Raw genomic sequence first — 26,499 nt, forward strand, 5'->3', positions numbered from 1 at the left:
GCCTCAGCGGCGGGTCTGGGCCAACTGGTCCAGCATGGCGTTGTATGCGGCAAGATCGGAGTCGCCGTAGTCGTCGTCCTTGCGGTCGGTGCGCACCGCGGTGCGGCGGTCCTGGGCCACCCACTGGGTGAGCAGCGCGCCGACCACGAGCAGGATCGGGATCTCGCCGGAGACCCAGGCGATGCCGCCGCCGACGCGCTGATCGGCGAGCAGGTCGATCCGCCACGGCAGTTGCAGGTTGGTGTAGAAACGCGACCCGATGACGGTGTTCATCGACATCACCGCGACACCGAAGAAAGCGTGAAAAGGCATGACCGCGAACAACATGCCGAGCCTGCCCAGATGCGGCAGCCGCCGCGGGCCCGGGTCGATGCCGATGATGCCCCAGTAGTACAGGTAGCCGACGATCAGGAAGTGCACGTTCATCAGCACGTGTCCCCAGTGGTAGCGGATCAGGCTCTCGAACAGTGGCGTGAAATACAGGCCGTAGAGCGAGATCACGAACAACGACAGCGCGGTCGCGGGGTGGGCGATCACCGCGGTCGGTCGCGAATGCAGCAGCGCGAGCACCCATTCGCGCACACCGTGCACCTCGCCACGCTTGGCTGCCGGGACCGCGCGCAACAGCAGGGTCACCGGCGCGCCGAGCACCAGCAGCACCGGCACGAACATGTTCAAGGCCATGTGCGTGATCATGTGCATGCTGAACATCGCGAAGCCGTAGGTGCCGATGCCCGAGGAGGTCGCGATCAGCAGCGCCACACAGCCGCTGATCCAGGAGATGGTGCGCCACTTCGACCATTCGTCGCCGCGCCGCCACAACCGCAGCACGCCGAGCGCGTACAGCACGATCGCGGCCACCGCGGCGGTGCCGAGCACGATGTCGAAGCGCCACAACGTCATCAGCCGCAGCAGGTTCGGCCGGTCGAACAGGTCGAAGCCGAGGAAGACCTGCTGCGCGGTGAACGACCGGTCGGCGAAGGCCGGGGCGGGCTGTACCGCCATGGCCACCGTCGCGCCGAGCGCTATCGCGGAAAGCGCTCCGCCGGAAGCGATCAGGAAGGCGGTGCGGGGGCCGGGATCCCGGTGGCGCAGCACCACGCGCATCGTCAGCGCGAGGTCGACGCCTACCGCGACCACCACCAATGCCAGCCGCCCGTACCCGGTGCCGAGCACATCCGACCAGGGCAGCAGGATCAGCCAGAGTACGAGGCCGCTGAGCGTCGCCGCCGCCAGGCACAGCAGGGCGATCACCGCGCCGCGCCGTAACGCGGTCCGCGCGTGTGACCCGTTGCGCCGCAGATGTTCCGCGACGCACCACAGCAGGCCTGGCAGCACCGACACCGCGAGCTGGAAGATGATCATCGCGCCGGTGCCGTAGTCGTGATTCGGCCCCTCCCCCGCGTTGCCTACCATCGCGGGCGGCAGCACGCCGAGGCCGGCTACCAGCATCAGCACCGCTGCCCCGTTCCAGGACAACAGGATTCGAGCACCGAGCGTCACCACTGCGGCAAGCAGGGCGACCACAATCCAGGCCTTCGGCTTTTCGCTGGCGTCGATCAGCGGGCCGAGCGCGCCGAGCCGGAAAAGGTTGGAGAAGGTCAATCCGCCCACATTCGCGGCGGTCACCGGGATCAGTGCCAGCGCCGACACCAGCCACACCGCACCGGCCCGCTCGGCCAAGCGCAGGCCGGAGTAGCCGTCGACATCGAGGCGGCCGCGGCCGGTGACCGCGGTACAGCACACCGCGTAGACCAGGGCGCCGAGCGCGGTCGCGCCCGCCAGCGCGGCGACAACGCGCAGCACCACGTACGCGAGCACGTCGGCGAATCCCGGATAGGCGGTTCCGGCGGCCCGGTACGGCGTCGCACCCGCTTCCACCACCGAGCCGATGACGAGGGCGAGCAGAACGGCCGCCGCGACCAGCCAGACGAGGTGGACTGTCGAGCGTTTCACCTGCACGTTGCCGTCCACCATCCTCGAGTACGAACGTTGCGCCTGAACCAGGCCTCGCTGACCGGTCGGCCGCGGCGCCGGGAAAGTTCCGACGCCGGCCCGACTGCGATGCAGGTCACATTTCGTGGGTGGTGGACTCCCGGCTCAGACGGTGTTCGCGCTGATTCCGCCGGAGATCGTCAAGGCCTCGCCGTTGAAGTGCCGACCGTGCTCGGACACCAGCAGCAAGACCGCGTCGGCGACCTCGTCCGGCGCGATCAGATCGCCGTTCGGCGGACCGGAGGCGAACATCTCCATCACGTCTTCCCTGGTGGGATTCTCCTTGTCCGGCAGCATCAGTCGATACATCGCCGGATTCTGGATCATGTCGGTGTCCACGCCGCCGGGCAGCACCGCGTTGACGGTGATCCCGTACTCCACCACCTCCAGCGACACCGACTTGACCAGACCGACCACACCCCATTTCGCGGCCGCATAGTGTCCGGCGTTGCGCACGCCCATCCGGGCCACGATGGAGGAGGTGGCCACGATGCGGCCCCAGCGGCGTTCGATCATGTGCGGCAGCACCGCGCGGATGCTGTGGAAGACACCGTTGAGATTGGTGTCGATCATGTCCTGCCACATCTCGTCGCCCATCTCGGCGATCGGCGCGTTGGACGCGATGCCGGCATTGGCGATCAGGATGTCGATGTGACCGAAGTCATCGATGGCGCGCTGGGCGACCGCGTTCATCTCCGTCTGACTGCGCACATCGGCCTTGAGCGGCACGCAGCGGCGTCCGGTCTCCTCGACCAGCTTGGCCGTCTCGGCCAGATCGTCCTCGGCGCTCATCGAATACGGCACGCTCGCGATCTGCGCGGCGATATCGCAGACCACGACGTCCGCACCCGCCGCAGCCAGCGCGACCGCATGAGCACGACCCTGCCCGCGGGCGCCGCCGGTGATCACCGCTACCTTGTCATCGAGATTCCCCATATCGGGCCCCTCACCAGATCGGCATGTGTTCGGCCGAAGCCATCGTTTCATGCCGGATCGGTGTGCGGTTGCCGTTTACGTTCGTATTGTCCAGCCCAGTGCACGAAACGTTCCGGGTCGGCGCAGCGACGAAGTGGATGCGGTGTGTGTCGCAGCATCCAGCAGGACTCGTCTGCGCCACAACACCCAGGCGCGCGGCCCAGCGCGCCCACAATGGTCCCAGGGGGCCAGATGACCGATTGTGAGTACCGCGCCGTGGATCTCGACCAGCTCGTCCGACCTATCGACACCGACTACGACGTGACAGTGGTGCGCGCGCTGGACAGCCCGCGGCTGCGCAGGCTGATGTACACCGTGGTCGGGCTCTCGCACGACTCCATCGATCTACTGTCGACCATGAGCGACCGGCTGCGCGCGGTCGAGGGCATGCTGGTGCGCGACCCGCTCGACTGCTGAGCGGGATCAGACGGTACTACTGGCCGCGGGCAGTCCCGGCGCGGCCGGTATCCGTTGATAGCCACGGAGATTGACCAGTCCGCGGCGCTCGGGTGGGCCGGTGAGCCGCAGCCCGGGGAAGCGCTCGTACAACGCGGACAGGGCGATCACGCCCTCGGTCCTGGCCAGGCTGGCGCCGAGGCAGGCGTGCACGCCGCTGCTGAACGACAGGTGGTCCTTCGCATTGGGTCTGGTCACGTCGAATCGGGCGGGGTCGTCGAAGACGGCCGGGTCGCGGTTGGCGGCACCGAGCAGCAGCGAGACCATCTCGCCGCGCGCGATCGTGTGACCGGCTATCTCCCTGTCGCACAACGCCGTTCGGGCGGTCATCTGCACGGGGCTGTCGTAGCGCAGGATCTCCTCCACGGCGCCGGGCCACCGGTGCGGCTCGGCGCGCAGCAGGTCGAGTTGATCGGGGTGCTCGTGCAATGCCACGATGCCGTTGCCGAGCAGGTTGACGGTGGTTTCGAAGCCTGCCCCGGTGACCAGCGTGGCGGTAGCCATCAATTCCGGCTTGGTCAGCATGCCGCCGACGGTCAGTTGGCTGAGGATGTTGTCGCCGGGATCGGCGCGCAATTGCTCGATGTGCCCTTCGAGGTAGTCCTGACTGTCGCGCAGGGCGGCCATCGCGCGGCGGAAGGTGCGCCACGAGATGCCGACATCCAGCAGTGGCGCGCCCGCGTGGCCGAGTTCCAGTAGCTCGGCCTCCTTCTCCTTCGGCACACCGAGGATTTCGCAGATGATCGCCACCGGCAGTAGCCGCGCGAAGTCCTGGATCAGGTCCGCGGCAGGACGAGTCGCCAGGTCGGCCAGCAGTTCGTCGGTCACCTCGGCGATGCGATCGCGCAGGCGGGCGATGGCGCGCGGGGTGAATTCCTGCGCGACGAGCTTGCGGTACCGGGTGTGCTCCGGCGGGTCGACCATCAGCATCGACGGCGGCTCCACCGGGTTCGCCAGCTTCGGATCGGTGGCCCGCAGCAGGCGCAGCACCGGGCCGGGCAGGTTCATCGTCTCCGGCGGGGTGACGCCGAAGTTTTTGTCGCGCAGAATGTTCCGGCAGACTTCATGGTCGGCGGTGGCCCAGGAGAACGGCGTCCGGACCAGCCGTCCCTGCGCGCGGATGCGGTCACCGAATGGGTAGGGGTTCGGTCCGGCGCGTCGGCCCGCGAGGATCTCGGACACGGGATCACCACGGCGGGCCCGCATTCGCACATACGCGCCCGGACCGCCGTGCAGTATCGCCCACCTGATCCAACTCTTCATCGTGGCCCCCGCCTGTGCTGTCGAATTCCCTCACGGTACGCACCGGCGGCGCGGCCCGCATCGGCCCACGGTCGCAGACCAGGCGAACCTTCGGCAAAGTCGATCAATCCATGACATGAGACGGCGGTCACATGGTTTGGTGGAGACAGGCCGGTCGCGCCGGCCATAGCTGGACGGCGGTTCGGAGGTGGCGACGGCCATGAGTGTGACGCAGACCGAACAACTTCAGGCGGTTCGACCCTATCCGCGGCGGATGGGGCCGAAGGGTTCCTACATCTGGAAGATGATCACGACCACCGATCCGAAGGTGCTCGGGGTCATGTATCTGGTCTCGGCGATGTCGTTCTTCTTCATCGGCGGACTGATGGCGTTGCTGATGCGCGGCGAACTGGCCCGGCCCGGCATGCAGTTCCTGTCGCCGGAGCAGTACAACCAGCTGTTCACCATGCACGGCACCCTGATGCTGCTGTTCTACGCCACCCCGATCGTCTTCGGTTTCGCGAATGCCGTGCTGCCCTTGCAGATCGGCGCGCCGGACGTCGCGTTCCCGCGGCTCAACGCGTTCAGCTATTGGCTGTATCTGTTCGGCGCCACCATCGCGACCGCGGGCTTCATCACCCCCGGCGGGGCCGCCGACTTCGGCTGGACCGGGTACACGCCGCTGAGCAACTTCCAGCACGCGCCCGGCGTGGGCGGCGATCTCTGGATCATGGGCTTGATCCTGTCCGGCCTCGGCACCATCCTCGGCGGCGTCAACATGATCACCACGATCATCTGCCTGCGCGCGCCCGGCATGATCATGTTCCGGATGCCGATCTTCACCTGGAACATCCTGATCACCAGCATCCTTGTGCTGCTTGCCTTTCCGATCCTGACGGCCGCACTGTTCGCGCTGGCGATCGACCGCCATCTCGGCGCGCACATCTACGACCCGGCCAACGGTGGCGTGATCCTGTGGCAGCACCTGTTCTGGTTCTTCGGCCATCCCGAGGTGTACATCGTGGCGCTGCCGTTCTTCGGCATAGTCACCGAGATCTTCCCGGTGTTCAGCCGCAAGCCGCTGTTCGGTTACACCGCACTGGTGTACGCGACGATCTCGATCGGCGCGCTGTCGGTGGCGGTCTGGGCCCATCACATGTATGCGACGGGATCTGTTCTGCTGCCCTTCTTTTCGCTGATGACCTTCTTGATCGCGGTGCCCACCGGGGTGAAGTTCTTCAACTGGATCTTCACGATGTGGCGCGGGCAGTTGACCTTCGAGACGCCGATGCTGTGGTCACTGGGCTTCCTGGTCACCTTCCTCTTCGGCGGCCTGTCGGGCATCATCCTGGCCAGCCCGCCGCTCGACTTCCACGTCACCGACTCGTATTTCGTGGTGGCGCACTTCCATTACGTGCTGTTCGGGACCATCGTGTTCGCGACGTTCGCGGGTATCTACTTCTGGTTCCCGAAGATGACCGGGCGGCTGATGGACGAGCGCCTCGGCAAGTTGCATTTCTGGACGACCTTCGTCGGTTTCCACACCACGTTCCTGGTGCAGCACTGGGTGGGTTCGGAAGGGATGCCGCGCCGCTACGCCGACTATCTGCCCAGCGACGGATTCACGGTGCTGAACACCGTCTCCTCCATCGGCGCGTTCGTGCTCGGGGCGTCGATGCTGCCGTTCATCTGGAACGTCTTCAAGAGCTATCGGTACGGCGAAGTGGTCACCGTGGACGATCCGTGGGGTTACGGGAACTCGCTGGAATGGGCGACCACCTGCCCGCCGCCGCGGCACAACTTCTACGAGCTGCCGCGGATCCGGTCCGAGCGACCGGCCTTCGAGTTGCACTATCCGCACATGGTGGAGCGGATGCGGACCGAGGCGTACGCGGGCTGGGGCGCCGAGCAGCGGGCGGCCATGCTCGTCCAGGATCGTGCGATCGATGAGAACAGGCCCTCGCTGGAGAAAAAGCCGGGTATCGAGAGCACGCCAGAATAGCTATTGCTGAATCAGCAAAGAAGTTTGCCAGAACAGCCTCGCGCGTGGATCGTGGTGCTCATGACCGAGACACACAACCACGGCAGCAGCCAGATGACCCCCTACGACGGCGACGATACGGTCGGTTACTGGGAGCACTTCTACCAGGAGCGGGAACGCGTCTGGTCCGGGTTGCCCAATGTCTTCCTCGTCCGCGAGATCGAGTCGGTGCCACCGGGTTCCGCTCTTGACCTCGGGTGCGCGGAAGGCGCCGACGCCGTCTGGCTCGCCCAGCGCGGTTGGCGCGTCACCGCCATCGACGTCTCCGAGACCGCGCTGGGCCGTGCTCGCGCCCACGCCGCCGACGAAGGCATCACCGACATCGACTGGCAGCAACACGATCTCGCGAACTCCTTCCCCGAAGGACAATTCGACCTCGTCAACGCCCAATACCTGCACTCCCCCGTCGCCCAGGCCGACGAACGCGAAAAGATCCTGCGCCGCGCCGCCGAAGCCGTCGCCCCCGGCGGCCAGCTCCTCATCGTCGGCCACGCCGGCTGGCCCACCTGGGTCCAAGACCCGCCCAACATCCACCTCCCCACCACCGCCGAAGTCCTCGCAGGCCTCCACCTCACCCCCACCGAATGGACCGTCGAAGTCGACGAGGTCGTCGACCGCGAACACGCCGGCCCCGAAGGCGAACCCGGAACCCGCCAGGACAACATCCTCCGCATCCGCCGCCACTGATTCAGCGCGTCCGCCGACCAGCTACCCGCTCGACCTCCACCGCCACCTCGGCACCACAAACCGGCCGCGCCGTATCCACCCGAACCGTCGGCGCGAGGTCGAGCGGCGCGGCCTGCGCCGCCCACACCGCCCAGTCACTGACAAGGCGCTGCTCGTCCCGATGTATCGCGGCCCGGCGCCTACCCGCATAACGAGCTTTCGCCAATTCGGCGGGGATGTCGCACCACACCTCCACGACCCGATTAGCCCCGGACTCGCCGATTCCCGTTGCGGCAAAAGACAAGTCCCGCGGCTTGAACCACCACGAGTCGATGACAACAGTCCCCGGCGTCGCCCGCGCCAACGCCCACACCGCGTCCATCGCGATGCCACCCAGCTCGGGGATGGCATCGGCGTCGGCAACACAGTCCGCCAGAGCCTCCTTGACCGTGTCCTTCGACAAGAACTCCGCCCCCAACGCCGCCGCCAGCGATCGCCCGAGCGTCGTCTTACCGGACCCCGGCAATCCGTTGACCAGCACCAGGAATTCGGCCATCAGCTCCCCTCAGCGTTCGGTGGTGTCCAGGTGGAACACCCGGCGGGCGTTGCCGGCGAGGCTCCCCACGGATATCGCATTTGGTCAACGCCGCTTACGGTAACCAGGGTCCCGGTGCCGCTCAGGCGGATCGGCGAATCCAGGCACACGATCGAAATCCGCTCTGGCGTCGAAGCGCCATGGGACGGCGTGCGGAAAATTCGTGGGGTGATCCGCCCACCGAATGGGTATTAGGTCTTTACGCCGTATCGCCGACGATCGGTAGCTGAGCCAACCGGCCCGGGTGTCCGCATCGCAACGGCGCGGCGCGGGCACCCCTCCGCTGGGGGCTCACAGGGAATCCCCAGCTCGCTCGCAGGGCGGGCAGCGGTTGCCGGGTGACTATGGGCGCATGATGGGTACCGATCTCGCATGGTTCGGCGCTGGTCGGCGGCCGTGCGTGGCACCGGCGAGCCGGGCATGAGCGCGCGGGCTCGATTGGCGCGGCGCGTGGCGTCGGTTCCGTTGCGGATCGGGTTGGTGATCGCGGTGCTGCTGCTGACCGCGGCGGCCCTGCTCGCCTCGGGGGTGGCGGTGACCTCGGCATTGAGCCAATCGCTGACCCAACGCACCGACGAGCAGCTCTACGATGCGGCGCGCTCGTGGGCCCAGCCCCGGCCGATGAAGCAGGTGCGCACGAGTGACGGTGCCGTGCAATGGGTTCCGGCGGACGCGCCCGGCCCGCTGCCGCGGTGGCCCGGCGACCAACCGCGCCGGTTCTTCGAACTGCACAAGAGCGCGGGCGGGCAGGTGTTCTTCGAGGTCGCGGGTGGCGGCAATGCTTCGGGCATACCGGATCTCGCGAAGCAGTCCGGGGACGCTCCGGCGACGGTCGACTCGGCCGACGGCTCGTCCGTGCACTGGCGGGTATTGACCACCAAGAACCAGTACGGCTCGACCACCATCGGCCTGCCGCTGACCGACAACCAGGAGACGGTCTCGCATTTGATCTTCATCGAGATCGCCACGGGCACAGCAGCGTTGATTGCGCTCGGCGTGGTCGGTTACCTGGTGATCCAGCGGAGCCTGCGGCCGCTGCGCGAGGTGGAGGACACCGCGGCGGCCATCGCGGGCGGCGATCTGCACCGGCGGGTCCCGGTCCGCGACGTGGATACCGAGGTCGATCATCTGGCTCGCTCGTTGAACGAGATGCTCGCCCGGATCCAATACGGCGTCGCGGCGACGGAGGCGTCCGAGGAGGCCGCCCGCCGTTCCGAGGCCACGATGCGCCGGTTCGTCGCCGACGCCAGCCACGAGTTACGGACCCCGCTGACCACCATTCGCGGTTTCGCCGAGCTGTATCGGCAGGGCGCGAGCACCGATGCCGCCATGGTGATCGGCCGCATCGAGTCCGAGTCCGAACGGATGAGCCTGCTCGTCGAGGATCTGCTGCTGCTGGCGCGGCTGGACGAAAAGCGCCCGCTGGAGCGCGAACCGGTGGATCTGCTGGCCCTGGCCGGTGATGCCGTGCACAACGCCCGAGCCGTGGCCGCACGCCAAAAGCCAACGCCGGCAACACCGGAGCGGCGCATCGGCGTGGTGGTCGACCGAGGCGAGGGCACGATGGAGGTGATCGGCGACGAACCACGACTGCGCCAGATCCTGGCCAACCTGCTCGGCAACGCCCTCGCGCACACGCCGTCGCAGGCGGCGATCATCGTGCGGCTCACCCCGTTTCGCGACGAGGTGCGCCTCGACGTGATCGACTCCGGCCCCGGACTCGCACCCGAGGCCGCCGCCCGCGTCTTCGAGCGCTTCTACCGCACCGACAGCTCCCGCACCCGGGCGAGCGGCGGCGCAGGCCTCGGCCTCTCGATCGTGCACGCGCTGGTGGCGGCGCACGGCGGCCGAGTCACGGTGCACAGCAAGCCCGGTGAGGGAGCCACCTTCACGGTCACGCTGCCGCGCGAGCAAACCGCCTGTGCGACAACCTGACCCGGTCGCTACATCCCGACGCACTCGATGATCGGCGCCGGATAGACGCCCGGATCGACGTTTTCGCGCCACGGCGTGTGCACGGCGGCGCCCGGGATGTGCGCCAGTTCGGGCAGCCAGCAGCGCACATACTCGCCGTCCGGGTCGTAACGCTTGGCTTGGCGCAGCGGATTCAGCACCCGATTCGGCCGGGTGTCGGTGCCGGTGCCGGCCACCCACTGCCAGTTGAGTTGATTGTTCGCCAGATCGGCGTCGACCAACCAGTGCAGGAAGTGCGCGGCCCCGATGCGCCAGTCCACGCGCAGCGATTTCGCCAGAAAGCTCGCGGAGATCAATCGGGCGCGCCCCGGCATCCACCCTTCGGCCTGCAACTGCCGCATGGCTGCGTCGATGACCGGGTAACCGGTGCGTCCGTCCTGCCAGGCGCTGACGGCTTGGGGATCATCGCGCCAAGTGACCGACCGGGGCCGATAGTCCGACCACGCGGCGTCCGGCCTGGCGGCGAGCAGCTGATGATGGAAGTCGCGCCATGCCAGCTGCCTGGCGAAGGCATGCCCGCCCGGCGTCGCCATGTCCACCCGGTGCACCAGTTCCACCGGCGACACGCACCCGAAGTGCAGATACGGCGAGAGGTGCGAGGTGGCGTCAGCGGCGAGATCGTCGTTGTTGTCCTCGTAACCTGCGATCGGCCCGGACAGCCAGTCGCGCAGTATCTTTCGCCCGGTCGTCTCACCACCCACGGCGAGCTGCGGCGACGTCGGACCCGCGCAGAGTTGCTCGGCTTCGGGCAGCGGATCGCTCGCCACCGGCGGCATGGTGAGCTCGCGCGGCTTGCCGAACGGCTTACGCTGATGCGCCTCGGCCCAGCGGCGGAAGTACGGCGTGAAGACGGCGAAATGGTCGCGCCCGGTGGACGGGACGAGCACCTCGGGATCGGCGGCGGTGATCGTCGCGGCATGGCTGTGCAGCAGGCAACCGCGCTCTTCGAGGCGTTCTCGCAGGGCCTGTTCGCGCCTGCGGCTGTACCCGCTCACGTCGGCGGCGATGTGCACGCTGTCGGCGTGCACCTGCGCCGCCACCTCGGCGACCGCGTCGACGACATTGCCGCGCCGCACCACCAGTCGGCCACCGATGGCCCGCAATTCGGCGTCCAGCTCGCCCAGTGCGGCGGCGAGGAAACGCGCCCGATTCGGCGCGGCGAAACGCCCGGCCGCGATGGCGTCGTCGACGACGAACAGTGGAACCACCGCCGCGCCCTCGCGATGGGCGGCGGTGAGCACCGGATTGTCGTGCACCCGCAGGTCACGGGTGAACACTGCGATGGTGACGGTCATCTGCTCCTCTTCGCACAGTGCGGGGACAAATCCACTCCGGCAACCACAAGGGTGGCGCCACGGTGCCACGGGCGGCTCAATGCTGGACCCCGTCGACGCGACCCTGGCGGGTGCCGGAGAAGTTGATCAGAGCGTGCAGAGCGGGACGATATCCGTCCGGCCGCCGCTGCTGGGCGAGGTCAGGTACAGGCACGGGTCCTGGCCTGCCGCAACGATTTCCGCGCGCACCCGCGACCACGCGGCCGCATCCAGCATCGGTGCGCGGGCCAGCACGAAGCCCGATGTCCGCTCCGGGTTGGTCACCAGCGCCCACGAGTAATCCGGGCCCAGGGCGGTCACGATGTAGTTGGTCGGCCCGGCGAGCCGGTCCTGGGTGGGTACCCCGGGAAAGCTGACGTGCAACTGCGCACCGGTGGCCCGGTCGTTGACCGTCGCGGTGCCCATGATCTCGTTGTTCGTATTCGTCCAGGTGGTGCAGGTGTTGCGCACCGAGATGTTGCCTTGCGGGTCGAGCGCGTAGTTCGCCTGAGTATCGCGCGCACAGACGAGGTTGAAGTACTGCGGGACCGCCGCGAGCTGGTTCCAGGTACCGAGGTACCGGTTCAGGTCCAGCGACGGGACCGGTGCCGGTGCGGCGACGGGGGCAGCTTGCGCACCACCCACGGCCAAGAATGCGCCGGCCACACCGGCCAGGGCAACGAGCAGGCGAACGGGATACCGCTTCGTTCGTGATGTCACGCGAACTCCTCGGGAATCGACGACACCGACCATGGTAGCCGATAACGATGCACAAGTGATTCAATGTGTCGAGAATTGCGGAACGGGCCATCACCCGGAACCGATTGCCTCGCACGCCTCGCGCGATGCGCGGCCGCCCGGGCGTGGTGAAGCGGGCGAACCGGAACAGGCAGAATAGGGCGATGTCCGCCGGTTCCGCTCCCGTTTCCGACGCGGCCGGGTACACGGTCCGCGCGGTCGCCGAGCGCCTCGGCATCCCCACGGCGACGCTGCGGAGCTGGAACCGCCGCTACAACATCGGCCCGCCACAGCACCGTCCCGGCAAACACCGCCTCTATACCGAGGCCGACATCGCGCTGCTCGGGCGGATGCTGACCCTCATCCAGGACGGCGCCAGCCCGGCGGGCGCGGCAGCGGCGGTGCGCGGCCCGGCGCCGCAGCTCGGTGACCGATTCCCGTTGCTCGCCGCGGCCTTCACGCTGGAGACACGCGCGGTGTCCAACTATCTGGAGGCACACTTCCGCGCCTATGGCGTAGTGGACACGTGGGATCAGTTGTGCCGCCCCGCATTCGCCGACATCGTCGCGCGCCAGGGTGCGGGCGAAGGCTGCATCGACGTGGAGCATCTGCTGTCGTGGTGCATCACCTCGGTGCTGCATCGCACCAATCCGCCGCCCGACGCGCCGGCGCCGCAACCGGTGGTGCTCGCCTGCACCAGCGGCGAGACGCACGCGCTGCCGCTCGAAGTACTGCGCGCGGCGCTCGCCGAGTGCGAAGTCGGCGCGCACATGCTCGGCGCGGACGTCCCGACCAGCGCACTGACCGACAGTCTCGCGCGCCATGATCAGCCGGCCTCGGTGGTGCTGTGGTCGCAGCAGGAATCGACGGCGCTGACCTCCGCGGTGCGCGCGTGCCAGGAAGCGGGCGCGCGAGTGTTCGTCGGCGGGCCGGGCTGGGATTCGGTGATCCTGCCCGAGTCGACCGAACGGGTGACGAGCCTGACGGACGCCGTCGAACATCTGAGCTGAGCCACTCGGCAAACGATGCAATAACGAGGCAGTCAGCAACCGGCCTGTTTGCCGGATAAGCGTCGGGTTATCCGCTGCCGTATGTGCGGTGGCAACCGACCAGTCACCTCCCTGCCGCGGGTGACCGGCGGCCGGCGGGGACACCTCGACCATCCCGCAGAGCCGAGGCCACCCGTCGATCGAATGCGGGCCACCTACACCGCCGGAGTCGGCCAGCCGATTTTCGCCGCCTCGATGACCGGGCGTTGCTCTTCGGCCACCGTCCGTACCACCCTGCGCGCGACAGTGGCGGTACCCCTTGCCCCACTTGTGGTCTCGGCGCCCCTGCGCAGGCCCGGCGTGCCTCTCCGAGCACGCGGTTTGCCACTCGTCCCCGGACCGCCCCAACACTTCGAGGAGTCTTCGCGGTGAGCATCCAATCGCACGTCACGGCCCGACCCTCGACGTCGACTTCCTGGCCCGATGTCGAACGCGTGCCCACCGGCACCCGCGCCACCATCGCCGCCGCGCTGGCGGACCGGCTGTTCCGGCGCGCCGTGCGCACCTTGCCGATCCGGGTCGAGTACCCGGACGGGACGGTGCTCGGCCGCGGCGGGGCGGACGCACCGCGGCTGATCCTGCACCGCCCGGCGAACTTCACCGCGCGGCTCGGGGTAGGCGGCCTGATCGGCTTCGGCGAGTCGTACATGGCCGGCGACTGGTCGTCGCCCGATCCGGCGGCGACACTCACGGTGTTCGCCGCGCGCATCGACCGGCTCGTCCCTGCCCCGCTGCGGGCGCTACGCCGCCTATACGTGTCGAAACACCCCGCCACCGAGCACAACAGCGAGTCGAACAGCCGCAGCAATATCGCCAGGCATTACGACCTGTCGAACAACTTGTTCGAGCTGTTTCTCGACGAGACGCTGACCTACTCCAGCGCACTGTTCCCCGCGACCGCGCCGCCGCCGCGGTGGGCCGACCTCGCCGCCGCGCAGCAGGCGAAGATCGATCGGATCCTCGACCGCGCAGGCGTCGGGCCGGGCACCCGGTTGCTCGAAATCGGTACCGGCTGGGGCGAATTGGTGCTGCGCGCGGCCGCTCGCGGCGCGTCGGTTCGGTCGGTGACGCTGTCCACGGAGCAGCGCGCACTGGCGCTCGACCGGATCGCCGCCGCGGGCCTGTCCGAGCGCGTCACCATCGATCTGCTCGACTACCGCAGGGTGACCGGCGAATTCGACGCGGTGGTCTCGGTCGAGATGATCGAGGCCGTCGGTTACGAATACCTGGACACCTTCTTCGAGACCATCGACCGGGTGCTCGCGCCGGGCGGCCGCGCGGTGATCCAGGCGATCACCATGCCGCACCAGCGCATGCGCGCCACCCGCGACACCTACACCTGGGTGCAGAAATACATCTTCCCCGGCGGCTTCCTGCCGTCCACCCGGTTGCTCGCCGACGTGGCTGCTCGGCGCACCGAACTCGTTGTCCGCGAACAACTGTCGATGGGTGAGCACTACGCGCACACCCTGCGCCTGTGGCAGCAGCGGTTCAACGCGCGGGCCGATCGCGTCGCGGAACTGGGTTTCGATCCGATCTTCCGCCGGATGTGGCGGTTGTACCTGGCGCACGCCGAGGCCGGATTCCGCTGCGGCTACCTCGATGTCCACCAGATCCTGCTCACCCGCGACGCGTGAGCGGGTGATTCAGCGGGTGCGACCGAGCAGATGTTTCAGCGCGGACGCGAGATCTGGTGTGCGGAAACGATGCCCGGCTTTATCGAGCACAGCGGGTACCACCCGCTGACTCGCGGCGGCCAGTTCCCGTGCGCCCTGCCCGCCGAGTAGCAGGGCCGGACCGAACTCGGGCACCGGAAGCAGCGCGGGCCTGCGCAGCACGCCGGCCAGCACATGGGTGTACTCACTGTTGCGAACAGGTTGCGGGGCAACGGCATTCACCGGTCCGGACACGGAGTTGTCCCACAGCGCCCGATAGTAGATATCCACCAGATCATCGATGCCGATCCAGGACAGCCACTGCTCGCCGTCACCGATCCGCCCGCCGAGCCCGGTAGCGAACAGCGGCCGCAGCAGGCGCAGGGTGCCGCCGCGCGGCGACTGCACAATGCCGGTACGCACCTTGACCACCCGGACCCCGCCGTCGGCGGCGGCGCTGGTGGCCGCCTCCCACGCGTCGACCACGTCGGCGAGGAAACCGTCACCGCGCGAGGCGTCTTCGGGTAGTCGGTCGTCGCCGCGGTCGTAGCCGTAGTAGCCGATGGCGGACGCGCTGACGAAGGCCGGGACACCCGCGCGGGCGGCGAGGGCGGCGAGCTGCTCGGTCGGGCCGATCCGGCTGTCCACAATGGCCTGCTTGTGTTCGTCGGTGAATCGGCCCGCGATCGAGGCACCCGCCAGGTGCACCACCGCGTCGACCCCGTCGAGCAGGTCCGGCGCGGGATCGTCCGGGTTCCATTGCCGTTCACCGGCTTGCGGCGCATGGCGGACCAGGCGGAGCACGGTGTGGCCGCCGGTCGACAGGAAGGCGGTCAAGGCCGAGCCGACCAGCCCCGACGCGCCGGTCACCGCGATCGTCTTGGCGGCGAAGCCCGCGCGGGCCGCGTCGGCGTGCGCGGCCAGGTCGTCGGCCAGCTGCCGGTATCGGTAGTCGAACATCGGGCGCAGGGTGAACGCGGGCACCGGCGACTCGACCCGATCCACCACCCTGGTGTGCGTGTCGTCGACGATCTCGAAATCGTGCGTGTGCCGCCAGCGCAGCAGCAGACCCGCGGGCAGCGAGCCGAGACCGTCCACGGCGATGCGGTCGACGAACCGTTGCGGCGGGTCATAACCGGCTGGATCGTGTTTCGCCACCCACCGCAGCCCACCGGGCAGGCCGAGCACGGCCCGGCCGTCGGCCAGCGAATCGGCCTCCGCGAGCACCGACGCCGGCTGCCACGGCGGCGCGAGCCGCGCGAACGCGCCTGGTCGGGCGTGCCACTCGAAGACCTCGGACCGGGGTGCCGCGACGACGCTCGAACACTCGATGCCCATCACTCGACTCTAGCGAGGTAGCGACGCTTTGCAACGTTCATGCATCGTTATTCCGAAAATCGCCCCGGATCGGCCGCCCCTCCCACGCGATACCGTGCAATTGAAACTTGTTCTACCATATGACGAGTCATCGTCGACATCGGAGGATTTGTCATGCCGCTGGAACCCTCGGCCGCGGAGCTCTTGACCGCCGTCCAGGCGTCGCCGACCGCGGTCGCCGCGCACGACAAGTCCGCGTGGGTCGACTTATTCGCCGTCGACGCCGAGGTGAACGATCCGGTCGGCGCCCGCCCGCATGTCGGGCGCGCCGCCATCGAGCGCTTCTACGACACCTTCATCGGCCCGAACGAGATCTCGTTCCGGGTGGAACGCGACATCGTGCACCCGCCGACGGTGGTGCGCGACCTCACCATCGAGACCACCATGTCGACCGGCGCCAGGGTCTCGGTCCCGATGCACCTGCGCTACCAGCTCACCGAGGACACCGACGGCTGGAAGATCACCCAGCTGGCCGCACACTGGGAACTGGCACCGATGATCGTGCAGCTGCTACGCACCGGGCCCAGCGGGTTCGGCGCCGCGCTACAGCTCGGACCGCAACTGATTCGCCATCAGGGTGTCAGCGGCGCGCTGGGCATGCTGCGTGCGCTCGGTGGGGTGGGGCGGACGGGCAAGCGCGTGTCCTCCCGGCTGTTTGCCGCGGCGGGCAGCACGGACATCGTTCGTGTCCGCGGGCTCCTCGGACACTATGCCGTGGTCGAATTTCCCGCGGGCACACCGGTTTCGGCGGAGGAGTTCACCAATCGGGCACGAAACATGCGGTGGGGCAAGCTGATCGCCGCCGGTCGCACGGTGAGCGCGAGCGTTCGGTTCGGGGATACTCGCGGGGTGGCGTTCGTCGAATTCGCTGCCGGCGCGCCGAGCATCGCGAGCCTTCGTTTCTTCCTTGATCGCGCCTGAGATCGGTTGTGGGATAGCGGCACGCCACCCTCGGTCCAGCCGGGCGGACCGAAGATATAACCGAGGCGGCCACGCCAGGTGTGTGCGCCGCGCACATCCCGAACGAGCCCGGCCAGCTCGTGATAATTGACCTTCACCGGATTGTGCGTATCGATGTTCTTGGTGAGCCCGTACCGGATCGGCTCGGATTCGGCGGCGAAGCTGCCGAACATCCGGTCCCAGATGATGAAGATGCCGCCGTAGTTCCTGTCGAGGTAGGGCTGGTTCGACCCGTGGTGAACGCGATGGTGGGCGGGAGTATTGAACAGGAACTCGATCGGACGCGGCAGCGTGCCGACGCGCTGCGTATGGATCGGGAACTGGTACAGCAGCCCGATGCTTTGCAGCAGGAAGATCATCCACACCGGCAGACCCAGCAAAGCCGCTGGCACCCAAGCCATTCCGCGCAGCACGTTGGTCACCGGATGCACCCAGGGCAACCGGATGGCGGTGGACAGATTGAAGTGCTCGCTGGAGTGATGCACGCTGTGCGAGGTCCACAGCAGACGAACGCGATGGTCGGCCCGATGCGCCCAGTAGTAGCAGAAATCGGTCACTACCAGGCCGAGCACCCAGACCCACCACGCCTGCGCGGACAGGTGCAGCGGAGTGATCGCGGCGGCCCCGACCACCGCCGAGAACGGAATCAGGTACTGCGTCAGCGGTTTGGTGAGCCGGCCGAGCGTGAAGGTGGCCACGTTGGTGGCGGTGTCGCGGCCGGATCCGGCGTTGCTCGGGCGATCGGGATCGCGGCGATAGGCGAACCACTCCACGAGCATGAACAACACGAAAGCGGGGACGGCATAGCTCAACAGCTCCACTCTGCCCACGAGATCTCCTTGACTGTCCGGCGGTGATCCCGACGCTACGGGCGATGGCCTGCGCAAACATCGCGCCGCCGAGGGATTCGGTGTCCCTCGCGCGGGGGACGCGGCGACACCCGCCGACGGGCAGAGTTGTCGCAGGCAGCGCCCGGCCCGGACGCGCCGAGCTGGCTAGGATCGAGAGCTCCGACGACGCGAAGGCGGTGGCGAACCAGTGGACGTGAGCCGGTCGCTCGCCCGCCAGTCGCTGCTGGTCGCGGTGGTGGCGGCGCTGATCGACGCGGTGGTGCTCGGCCTGAGCGGGGTGTTCACGGTCGCGCCGTGGCAGACCGTCGCCGCGGTGGCGGGCTTCGTCGCCGTCGATCTGGCCTTGGCCGCGCCGCCCCGCACGGCCGGGGTGGTCGCGGTGGCCCACGTCGTTGTCCGGCTGCTCGGCGCGTGGCTGCTGCACTGGCACGGCTTCGGCGGGCGCTTCGCCGACGTCGGCTTTCTGGTGGCCGGCTATCGGGCGGGCGCGTGGCTGGCCGGACCGACCTCGGTGCTGACCATGCTGGTGATGTGCGGCGGTGTCGCGACGGGGCATCTGCTGACCGCGAGTTACGCCACCCGCGACTGGCGAATACTGGTCACCTCGACGGTGGCCGCGGGCTGCGTGCCATGGCTGGTCGGGCGGTACACCGCGGCGCGCGGCGCCTACATCGCGGACCTGGAGCAGCGCGAACGCCTGCGGCGCCGGGATCATCAGGTGGCGCTGGAGCGGGCGGTGACCGAAGAACGCGCCGCCATCGCGCGGGACCTGCACGATGTGATCTCCCACCATGTCAGCGCCATCGGCATCCACGCGGGCGCGGCGCGAATAGCTTTGGCGGACAGCACGAATGGCGCGGCGACCCGCTCCCTCACGGCGGTCGAGTCGAGTAGCAGGGCCGCGATGGTGGACCTGCGGCGGCAACTCGATCTGCTGCACGGCCGCGACGACGAGGGGCAGCGCCAACCCGGTCTCGTCGATATCGACGGCCTGGTCGAGCATGTGCGGGCCGCTGGGCTGGCCGTCGAGGTCGTCGTGCGCGGCGCGGTGGTCGATCTGCCGGAGTCGTTGGACGTCACGGTGTATCGCATCGTGCAGGAGATGCTGACCAACGCATTGCGCCACGGTGACGGCGAGCATGCGCGATTGACGGTGGAGTACCTTCCCCATCGCGTCGTCCTCCGCGCTACCAATGCGATGCCACCCACGCCGACCGCCACCGATACCGCGGCACCGCGCGGTCTCTGCGGGATTCGCCGCCGCACCGAGCTTTTCGACGGCACCCTCGACTACGGTCTCGACCTTGCCGGAACCTCCTGGCACACCACGGTTTCCGTACCGATCGGTGGCGTATGACCGCACCGATCCGGGTACTGATCGCCGACGACCACAGTATGTTCCGCTCCGGGTTACGCGCGGTCCTCGACAGCCAGGCCGACCTCGACTGCGTCGCCGAGGTCAGCGACGGCCGCACCGCCATCGCCGAAACCGCCCGGCTGCGACCGGATGTCGCGATTCTCGACGTGCGCATGCCCAAACTGGATGGGCTCGCCGCCACCGAGGCCATCGTCGCCGCGGGTGGTACCCACGTGCTGGTGCTCACCACCTACGACAGCGACGCCAACCTCTACCGAGCGCTGCGCGCGGGGGCGAGCGGATTCCTGCTGAAGAGCCTGCCGCCGGAGGAACTCGTCGCCGCGATCCGGATCGCCGCCCGCGGCGACGCGCTGATCGATCCGTCGATGACCCGCCGTCTGGCCGCCCGCTTCGCCGCCACCCTGGCCCCACCGACCGACCCACCCGAGATCCGGCAGCTCACCGCCCGCGAACTCGAAGTGCTGCTACTGCTCGCCGACGCTCGCAGCAATGCCGAGATCGCCGGCCTGCTCGGTGTCGGCGAGGAAACCGTGAAGACGCACGTCTCCCGCGTCCTGGCCAAACTCGGTGTGCGCGACCGCATTCACGCGGTCGTCTACGCCCACCAGCACGGCCTTGTCCCCCGCACCCCACCCGGCCAGCGGTGACCGATGCGGGAGTGCGCATCATGGATGGCATGAATGATCACGCCATTGCCGAAGAGCTTGCCGAGGTCGTCCGGCGTCGCGGTCTGACGGTGGCGGTCGCGGAGTCGTTGACCGCCGGTCAGATCGCGACCGCCCTGGGCGCCGCACCCGAGTCCGCCGAGTGGTTCCGCGGCGGCATCGTCGCCTACTCGGCAGAGGTCAAGCACAAAGTGCTCGGGGTGCCCCAGGTGCCGGTGGTGTCGGAGACGGCGGCCAAGGCGATGGCCGAGGGGGTCAACTCCCTCCTGGGCGCGACGCTGTCGGTCGCTGTCACCGGCGTCGGCGGACCGGGCCCGCAGGATGGCGAACCCGCCGGGTCGGTGTGGTTCGCCCTCGCCGATGACAGCGTGACGGCCTCGCATCGCCAGTTCGACGGCGATCCGGAGCAGGTGCTCGAGCAGACCGTGCAGCGCGCCCTCGAACTGCTATTGGAGGCGGCGCGGCGGCACTGATCATGTACCCGTCGGCGGCTCACCCACTGTCGTCGACGGGTCGACCAGGCCGAACGCCTCGCCCTGCAGGCCCTGCACGACGCCCATCCGGCCGAACGCGCTGTCGAACACGTCCATCAGGACTGTCGCGCCCAGCTCGGTGGCCTTGGCGACGGCCGCGTCGGTGTTGTCGACCTGGAACCAGACCAGCCAGAACGACGGCGAGTCGCCGGGCGTCTTGGATGCGTCGTTGATACCGCCGACCGGGTCGCCGTCCTGGGTGAGGCCGAAGGTGGAGTAGACGAAGTTCTGGTCGTCCCCGATTTCGGTGTAGTGCCAGCCGAAGACGGCCGCGTAGAACTCCTGCGCCTGCTTGTACCGATCGGTGTGCAGCTCGTTCCAGCAGTACGCGCCGTGCTCGTTGTGGATCCCGGCACCGGTGTGCGCCTTGGCTTCCCACACACCGAAGGCCGCACCGGCCGGGTCGGTCGCAACGAACATCCGGCCCACATCGAGCACGTCGAAGGGCGCCATCAGCACCGAACCGCCTGCCGCCGTGACTTTCTCGGCGATCGCGTCGGCGCTGTCGGCGGCGAAGTAGGTGGTCCATACCGACGGCATCGCCATCCCGTCGGGTTTGGGTCCGATGCCCGCGGCGGGCCTGCCGTGCCGTAGCGCCATCAGATAGCCGCCGGCACCCGGCGGGCCGTCCATGATTTCCCAGCCGAACAATTCGCCGTAGAACTCGCGGGCCCGCGCGGTGTCGTCGACCTGACTGTCGACCCAGCTCGGTGTTCCGTGCGGCCATTTTCCGTCGTGCGTGGGCATATCCGTGGCCTCCTGACCTCGGTGCGCTGACGTGCGGCCGGTTGCGGCCGGCACGGCGCCAAGTCAACCACCGCGGCACTCGCGAATCAGCGAATCGACAATTCCGGCACGGCACCTCGAATCCATCATCGGAGAAGCTTCGCGAACCGGACACACCGTACTGATTTGTTGCCGTGACAAGGGTTGATCAGGAGTATGGCGGGATGATCACAACATCCGACGTCGGGCGCGAACGTCTGCGGCTGGACGAACTTCCGGTTCGTCCCATTCATCGCAAATTGATGCTACTCGTCGGCGCCGGATTGTTTTTCGATCTGTATGAATTGTTTCTCGCCGGGACCATTACCGGGGTGCTGAAACAAGAGATGCACTTGTCAACATTTCAGCTCAGCGGGATTGTAGGATCGGCCTTCGCCGGGCAGTTCCTCGGCGCGCTGGTGATCGGCCGGTTGTCGGATGTATTCGGCCGGCGCCGCATGTTCATGATCAATATCGCGTTATATTCCGGCTTCACGCTGCTGGGCGCGTTCAGCCCGAACATCACCTTCCTGATGGCGACGCGGTTCCTGGCCGGACTCGGGATCGGCGCCGAGATGACGGTGTCGGACACCTACCTGTCGGAAGTTGTTCCGCCGCAAGTGCGTGGCCGCATGATCGCCATGGCGTACACGATCGGTTTCTGTGCGGTGCCGACCGTGGGGTTTCTCGCCAAGTGGCTGGTTCCGTTGCAGCCCTTCGGTATCGAGGGCTGGCGCTGGCTGTTCGTGATCGGTGGCCTCGGCGCCGCCGTGGTGGTGTTCGCGCGGCGTGACATGCCGGAGTCGCCGCACTGGATCGCCCGGCAGCAGAACAAGACCGCCCTCACGCCGTTCAGCGCGATCGTCCGGCCGCCCTATCGGGCGAAGACCACGCTGTTCTCCGCCGTGATGATTCTGCAGGTCTTCGGCTACTACGGGTTCGGCACCTTGGCGGTACTCGTGCTGGACCGCAAGGGATTCGAGGTGGTGACCTCCCTGAGCTACTTGGCCGTCACCTATCTCGGCTATCCGCTGGGTTCCCTGCTGGCGATCCCGCTGATGGAGCGGATCGAGCGCAAACACCTGGTCATGGGCACCGCCACGCTGATGGCGATCTTCGGCCTCACCTTCGGCTTCGCCACCAGCGTGCCGCTGATCCTGTTGTCGGGCGGCCTGTTCACCGTCGCGAGCAACGTCTTCTCCGACGCCATCCACGCCTACCTACCCGAGTCGTTCCCCACCGCGGTGCGCGGAACCGCCTCCGGCGCAACCTATTCGCTGTCGAAGGTCAGCACCGCACTCCTGCCGTTCCTGCTACTTCCGCTACTGGACCGCCCGAACGGGCCGGGCCTGGTGTTCTCGGTGATCACCGTCGCGCTGCTCACCATGGTTGCCTTGGTCGGCATCTGGGGGCCGCTCACCGGCAGGCGGGCACTGGACGCGGAGTAAGCATCCGCCGCTGAAACCTCGCGCTGTACGGCCACCGAAAATGGCTCGTCTATTTATCACGCCCGTGATATTTTCGCCGCATGGGGCACATCGACATCAACGGGATCGGGTACACGCTTCCCGACGGTCGCGTTCTGCTGGACGAGATTTCGTTCCGGGTCGGCGAAGGGTCGAAGGTCGCCCTGATCGGCGCGAACGGTTCCGGGAAGACCTCGTTGCTGCGCATCGTCGCCGGTGATCTGACGACCGGCACCGGCGCGGTGACGCGCAGCGGCAGCCTCGGCGTCATGCGGCAGTTCATCGCCCGCGAAGACGACGACGTACGCGACCTGCTGCTGTCGGTGGCAGCACCGCGACTACGCCTGGCCGCGGCGACGGTTGCCGCGGCAGAGGCGAAGATGTTGGCGCGCAACGACATCGACGCACAGATGGCGTACGCGTCCGCGCTGGCCGAATGGGGCGACGCGGGCGGATACGACGCCGAGGTGCTGTGGGATGTGTGCACCATCGAAGCGCTCGGCGTGCCGTTCGACCGATGCCTGCGGCGGGCGGTGCGGACGCTGTCCGGTGGCGAGCAGAAGCGACTCGTACTGGAGGCTTTGCTGCGCGGCACGGACGAGGTACTGCTGCTGGACGAGCCGGACAACTTCCTCGACGTGCCCGGCAAACGCTGGCTGGAGAGTCGGCTGAACGAGACGCCGAAGAGTGTGCTGTACGTCAGCCACGACCGCGAACTGCTCGCCCGCACGGCGCAGCGCATCGTCACCGTCGAGCTCGGCGCGGCCGGGAACACCGCGTGGGTGCATCCGGCCGGGTTCGAGACGTATCAGGCGGCACGCGCCGACCGGTTCGCGCGACTCGACGAGTTGCGACGGCGATGGGACGACGAGCACCTCAAGCTCAAAGAGCTGGTGCAGATGTATAAGCAGAAGGCCGCCTACAACTCGGATATGACGTCGCGATACCGCGCGGCGCAGTCCCGGCTTGCCCGGTTCGAGGAGGCCGGGCCACCCGAGGCGCAGCCACGACAGCAGCACGTGGCGATGCGGTTGCGCGGCGGACGAACCGGTAAGCGCGCCGTGGTCTGCGAGAGAATGGAGCTCACCGGCTTGATGCAGCCGTTCGACGTGGAGGTCTGGTACGGCGATCGGGTTGCCGTGCTCGGCGCCAACGGCTCCGGCAAGTCGCACTTCCTGCGACTGCTCGCCGCCGGTGGCACCGACCCGGATGCCGAGCATCGACCGGTCGGCGACCTGACCGTCGAACCCGTGTCGCACACCGGGCGGGCGCGACTCGGTGCGCGAGTGCGTCCAGGATGGTTCGCCCAAACACACGGCCGCCCCGACCTGGCCGGCCGGACGCTGCTGTCGATCCTGCACCACGGTGACGAGCACCGGGCCGGGTTGCCGCGCGAGGAGGCCTCCCGGGTGCTGGCCCGCTACGAACTGGCAGGCGCGGCGGAGCAGACGTTCGACTCGCTCTCCGGCGGGCAACAGGCGCGAATGCAGATCCTGCTGCTGGAACTCGGCGGCGCGACACTACTGCTGCTGGACGAGCCGACCGACAACCTAGATCTCGTCTCCGCCGAAGCTTTACAGCAGGCGTTGAACAGCTTCGACGGAACGGTGCTCACGGTTACCCATGACCGATGGTTCGCCAGAGACTTCGATCGCTTCCTCGTCTTCGGCGCCGATGGTGGCGTCTACGAATCGGCCGAGCCGGTATGGGACGAACGACGCGTCACCCGGCACCGGGCCTGATCCGCAACCGACGGCGTTGCGCCCCAACGTTTATCACAGCCGCGATACATTGGCCCGATGCCAGCTCGAATCGACGCCGAACAGCGCCGCAGGCACGTCGTAGAGGCGGCCTTCCGCCTCGTGGTCGCCGAAGGCCTCGACGGCCTGTCGCTCCGAAAGGTCGCCGTCGAATCGGGATTGAACATCGGATCGGTACGGCACTACTTCGACGACCACCAGGACCTCCTCGCCGCCGCCGCCACCGAGGTCGGCGACCGCATGGCCCAACGACTTTCCCGCCATCCCATCGCGGCCCTGCGCGGATTGACCGGCCGCCGCGCCGTCGACGCCCTCCAGTCACTGCTCGAAGAACTGCTGCCGATCGACGAGGAACGCCGAACCGAGTCGATCGTGCTGCTGGAGTTCATCGTCGCCGCCCGGACAAAGCCGGTGTTCCGCCCCGTCACCGAACAGATGGCCGCCGACCTACGCCAGGTGGTCACCGACGCCCTGCGCACCCTCGCCGTCCCCGAGCCGCGAGAGCAGGCCGAACTGCTCACCGCGATCATGGAGGGGCTGAGCTTGGATGCGGTGACGCCACACGGTTCGCTGACCGTCGAGCGCCTACGCAAGACGCTTCGGGCGCATCTACGTTCGCTACTGGACTAGCGGATCCGACGCACCGACACGCTTGTCAGCACTTGACCTCGCTGCCCTCCTGCTAGGCAGCCGGCCCGGTCGTGGACATACGAAGAGCTGATGACGAGCTGTCGTCGATCTCCTGACCATGTCTCGGTCAGTTGATGTGGGCCTTGAGGCTCGCGCACGCTTGGAGGCGCTGAGGTGTGGCTGAGCGCAGCTCGATCCGGATCGGCACAGTTTCGCCACTCAGAACGTCGTTCGGGATGATCGTGAACCGAGCGGTAGTCAGGGCACCCGCAGTCGAGGAACCGACAGCGGCGCTGTCGAGGAGCGTGATCGGAGACCCCATGTATTCCGCCTCGACCGTCACCGACGTCAGCGAGCTGTCCTTCGGAACGAAGTCGACCTCGAAGTCGTAAGGCTGCCCCGGCGTCATGTTTACGACAGAGCCTTCGGCCTTGTCGACCCTGACCTCGCTGGTTTTCCCCACGCCGCCACAGCTGGTGTGGTTCACGACATCAGCATTGGCTGGGGCAGTGGACACTACGCTTGCCGCGCCGAGCGCCATGAGGACAGCGGCTGAACGAACACCGCGGGTTGTGTGGGAGAGCATTTCAGAGCTCCTATCCATCGCTGGGAACAACCGACCACAGGCACCATCCACCGAGCCCTTGTCCACCCTGGGTGCACATGCGCCGCGACTTACAAGCACAGCTAGCGCACGCCCGTATCCGAAGCCTCGGCGAATGGGCGCGGGCAGCGCGACCCTTATTCGTTGCCGAGACCGAGCTGGATGGGTGTGCCGGATCGTCGGCAAGCGTGCTGCCACTCGAGCCCAGTTACCGCGCCGACAACAAGGCGGCCGTCGCCGAGTCGGTGCCTACCGGACGGCTACGCCCGACACCCGGACAATAAGAAAAGAGGCTCCCGGAGTGATCCGGGAGCCTCTTCCATTTGTAGCGGGGACAGGATTTGAACCTGCGACCTCTGGGTTATGAGCCCAGCGAGCTACCGAGCTGCTCCACCCCGCGTCGGTAAACACAACATTACACACGGGTTCACGTTGATGCCAAATCGCCTGGTCGGCGGGCGTATTTGCGGTGGCTGAGCGCTGGTCGCGGGGGGCGTTCCGGCGGCCGGGAAACGAGCTGGAGACCAGGGCCACACACGGCGGAAGCCGGCGAGCTGTGCCCGAAGCACCCGGTTTCGCTATGCCTATGGGCCTATCACTGCCGACGGCAACCGCTTAAACGTGATCTGGGTCACTATATCGTAGTGATCTCGAACACATAACGTTGCTATAACAGACCGTCCAGAATGCGTGTCGATGATATTTCCGACCTGCGCAAAGGATGATATTCGGGTTATTCGCATCATGCAATGCGAGCGTTATCAAGACGTGATCTGCCGAGATTTCTTCGTTACCGTGCGTTCACGGCCCG

General features: G+C 67.7%; 22 protein-coding genes, 1 tRNA gene and 1 pseudogene. 13 read left to right on the forward strand and 11 right to left on the reverse strand.

What is annotated here, in order from left to right; translation table 11 throughout:
• Positions 1–3 precede the first annotated feature (3 nt).
• Both DBO33_RS35225 and DBO33_RS35230 read right to left on the reverse strand, forming a co-directional pair.
• On the reverse strand, positions 4–1,956 hold the full coding sequence (locus DBO33_RS35225; protein WP_234391221.1) for a cytochrome c oxidase assembly protein: 1,953 nt from the start codon (positions 1,954–1,956) through the stop codon (positions 4–6).
• Between the two features lie 144 nt (positions 1,957–2,100).
• Positions 2,101–2,931: a mycofactocin-coupled SDR family oxidoreductase gene (locus DBO33_RS35230; protein ID WP_107658903.1), complete on the reverse strand. Its 831-nt coding sequence runs from the start codon at positions 2,929–2,931 to the stop codon at positions 2,101–2,103.
• Positions 2,932–3,162: 231 nt separating this feature from the next.
• Between DBO33_RS35230 and DBO33_RS35235 the strand changes: the two genes are divergently transcribed.
• Positions 3,163–3,387 (forward strand): hypothetical protein, encoded by a 225-nt coding sequence (locus DBO33_RS35235; RefSeq protein ID WP_147129817.1) that lies wholly within the window; start codon positions 3,163–3,165, stop codon positions 3,385–3,387.
• Positions 3,388–3,393: 6 nt separating this feature from the next.
• Here the strand turns inward: DBO33_RS35235 and DBO33_RS35240 are convergent, their stop codons facing one another.
• The gene (locus DBO33_RS35240) at positions 3,394–4,689 is read right to left on the reverse strand and encodes a cytochrome P450 (RefSeq protein ID WP_107658905.1); all 1,296 of its coding nucleotides are present in this window, start codon (positions 4,687–4,689) and stop codon (positions 3,394–3,396) included.
• A gap of 199 nt (positions 4,690–4,888) precedes the next feature.
• On the opposite strand from DBO33_RS35240, the gene ctaD reads away from it, so the two are divergent.
• Complete coding sequence (gene ctaD, locus DBO33_RS35245; protein WP_107658906.1) at positions 4,889–6,670, forward strand: aa3-type cytochrome oxidase subunit I; 1,782 nt, start codon at positions 4,889–4,891, stop codon at positions 6,668–6,670.
• A gap of 93 nt (positions 6,671–6,763) precedes the next feature.
• A complete protein-coding gene (locus DBO33_RS35250; RefSeq protein ID WP_325050807.1) occupies positions 6,764–7,396 on the forward strand; it encodes a class I SAM-dependent methyltransferase in 633 nt (210 codons plus the stop codon).
• 1 nt (position 7,397) lies between these two features.
• On the opposite strand, the gene DBO33_RS35255 is transcribed toward DBO33_RS35250, so the two are convergent.
• Positions 7,398–7,931 carry an AAA family ATPase gene (locus tag DBO33_RS35255; protein ID WP_107658908.1) on the reverse strand — a complete coding sequence of 178 codons (534 nt, stop codon included), beginning with the start codon at positions 7,929–7,931 and terminating at the stop codon, positions 7,398–7,400.
• Positions 7,932–8,390: 459 nt separating this feature from the next.
• On the opposite strand from DBO33_RS35255, the gene DBO33_RS35260 reads away from it, so the two are divergent.
• Positions 8,391–9,905, forward strand: a complete 1,515-nt coding sequence (locus DBO33_RS35260) for a sensor histidine kinase (protein ID WP_107660861.1) — start codon at positions 8,391–8,393, stop codon at positions 9,903–9,905.
• Positions 9,906–9,913: 8 nt separating this feature from the next.
• On the opposite strand, the gene DBO33_RS35265 is transcribed toward DBO33_RS35260, so the two are convergent.
• Positions 9,914–11,239 carry a cryptochrome/photolyase family protein gene (locus tag DBO33_RS35265; RefSeq protein ID WP_107658909.1) on the reverse strand — a complete coding sequence of 442 codons (1,326 nt, stop codon included), beginning with the start codon at positions 11,237–11,239 and terminating at the stop codon, positions 9,914–9,916.
• A gap of 126 nt (positions 11,240–11,365) precedes the next feature.
• The gene (locus tag DBO33_RS35270) at positions 11,366–11,902 is read right to left on the reverse strand and encodes a lipocalin family protein (protein WP_234391442.1); all 537 of its coding nucleotides are present in this window, start codon (positions 11,900–11,902) and stop codon (positions 11,366–11,368) included.
• A 257-nt stretch (positions 11,903–12,159) separates the two neighbouring features.
• Here DBO33_RS35270 and DBO33_RS35275 point away from each other — a divergent pair, with 257 nt between their 5' ends.
• On the forward strand, positions 12,160–13,005 hold the full coding sequence (locus DBO33_RS35275) for a MerR family transcriptional regulator (protein WP_107660862.1): 846 nt from the start codon (positions 12,160–12,162) through the stop codon (positions 13,003–13,005).
• Between the two features lie 407 nt (positions 13,006–13,412).
• The gene (locus DBO33_RS35280) at positions 13,413–14,681 is read left to right on the forward strand and encodes an SAM-dependent methyltransferase (RefSeq protein ID WP_107658911.1); all 1,269 of its coding nucleotides are present in this window, start codon (positions 13,413–13,415) and stop codon (positions 14,679–14,681) included.
• A gap of 9 nt (positions 14,682–14,690) precedes the next feature.
• Here DBO33_RS35280 and DBO33_RS35285 read toward each other — a convergent pair whose 3' ends face one another.
• On the reverse strand, positions 14,691–16,037 hold the full coding sequence (locus DBO33_RS35285; RefSeq protein WP_107658912.1) for a TIGR01777 family oxidoreductase: 1,347 nt from the start codon (positions 16,035–16,037) through the stop codon (positions 14,691–14,693).
• Between the two features lie 153 nt (positions 16,038–16,190).
• Here DBO33_RS35285 and DBO33_RS35290 point away from each other — a divergent pair, with 153 nt between their 5' ends.
• A complete protein-coding gene (locus tag DBO33_RS35290; RefSeq protein ID WP_107658913.1) occupies positions 16,191–16,997 on the forward strand; it encodes a nuclear transport factor 2 family protein in 807 nt (268 codons plus the stop codon).
• 17 nt (positions 16,998–17,014) lie between these two features.
• On the opposite strand, the pseudogene DBO33_RS35295 reads toward DBO33_RS35290, so the two are convergent.
• Positions 17,015–17,815, reverse strand: a pseudogene (locus DBO33_RS35295) (sterol desaturase family protein); the annotation flags it as partial.
• A 265-nt stretch (positions 17,816–18,080) separates the two neighbouring features.
• On the opposite strand from DBO33_RS35295, the gene DBO33_RS35300 reads away from it, so the two are divergent.
• From DBO33_RS35300 to DBO33_RS35310, 3 genes are read left to right on the forward strand one after another with little or no spacing between them, the layout of a single operon-like run.
• Complete coding sequence (locus tag DBO33_RS35300) at positions 18,081–19,244, forward strand: sensor histidine kinase (RefSeq protein WP_234391222.1); 1,164 nt, start codon at positions 18,081–18,083, stop codon at positions 19,242–19,244.
• Positions 19,241–19,912, forward strand: a complete 672-nt coding sequence (locus DBO33_RS35305; protein WP_107658915.1) for a response regulator — start codon at positions 19,241–19,243, stop codon at positions 19,910–19,912. The genes DBO33_RS35300 and DBO33_RS35305 overlap by 4 nt, the downstream gene beginning before the upstream one ends.
• 29 nt (positions 19,913–19,941) lie before the next feature.
• Positions 19,942–20,403 (forward strand): CinA family protein, encoded by a 462-nt coding sequence (locus DBO33_RS35310; protein WP_107660863.1) that lies wholly within the window; start codon positions 19,942–19,944, stop codon positions 20,401–20,403.
• Here the strand turns inward: DBO33_RS35310 and DBO33_RS35315 are convergent, their stop codons facing one another.
• Complete coding sequence (locus tag DBO33_RS35315) at positions 20,404–21,210, reverse strand: VOC family protein (protein ID WP_107658916.1); 807 nt, start codon at positions 21,208–21,210, stop codon at positions 20,404–20,406. It lies immediately after the preceding gene.
• A 203-nt stretch (positions 21,211–21,413) separates the two neighbouring features.
• Between DBO33_RS35315 and DBO33_RS35320 the strand changes: the two genes are divergently transcribed.
• From DBO33_RS35320 to DBO33_RS35330, 3 genes are all read left to right on the forward strand, one after another.
• Complete coding sequence (locus tag DBO33_RS35320) at positions 21,414–22,676, forward strand: MFS transporter (protein ID WP_107658917.1); 1,263 nt, start codon at positions 21,414–21,416, stop codon at positions 22,674–22,676.
• An 80-nt stretch (positions 22,677–22,756) separates the two neighbouring features.
• Positions 22,757–24,436 (forward strand): ABC-F family ATP-binding cassette domain-containing protein, encoded by a 1,680-nt coding sequence (locus tag DBO33_RS35325; RefSeq protein WP_107658918.1) that lies wholly within the window; start codon positions 22,757–22,759, stop codon positions 24,434–24,436.
• Between the two features lie 57 nt (positions 24,437–24,493).
• Positions 24,494–25,084: a TetR/AcrR family transcriptional regulator gene (locus DBO33_RS35330; protein WP_107658919.1), complete on the forward strand. Its 591-nt coding sequence runs from the start codon at positions 24,494–24,496 to the stop codon at positions 25,082–25,084.
• A 127-nt stretch (positions 25,085–25,211) separates the two neighbouring features.
• Here DBO33_RS35330 and DBO33_RS35335 read toward each other — a convergent pair whose 3' ends face one another.
• Together DBO33_RS35335 and DBO33_RS35340 are read right to left on the reverse strand one after the other, a co-directional pair.
• Positions 25,212–25,571, reverse strand: coding sequence for a hypothetical protein (locus DBO33_RS35335; protein ID WP_159080685.1), 360 nt, complete (start codon positions 25,569–25,571; stop codon positions 25,212–25,214).
• Between the two features lie 443 nt (positions 25,572–26,014).
• Positions 26,015–26,088: transfer RNA gene (locus tag DBO33_RS35340), tRNA-Met, on the reverse strand.
• Between the last annotated feature and the right edge of the window lie 411 nt (positions 26,089–26,499).

This window comes from Nocardia suismassiliense, from assembly GCF_900269665.1.
Taxonomy (GTDB): Bacteria; Actinomycetota; Actinomycetes; order Mycobacteriales; family Mycobacteriaceae; genus Nocardia; species Nocardia suismassiliense.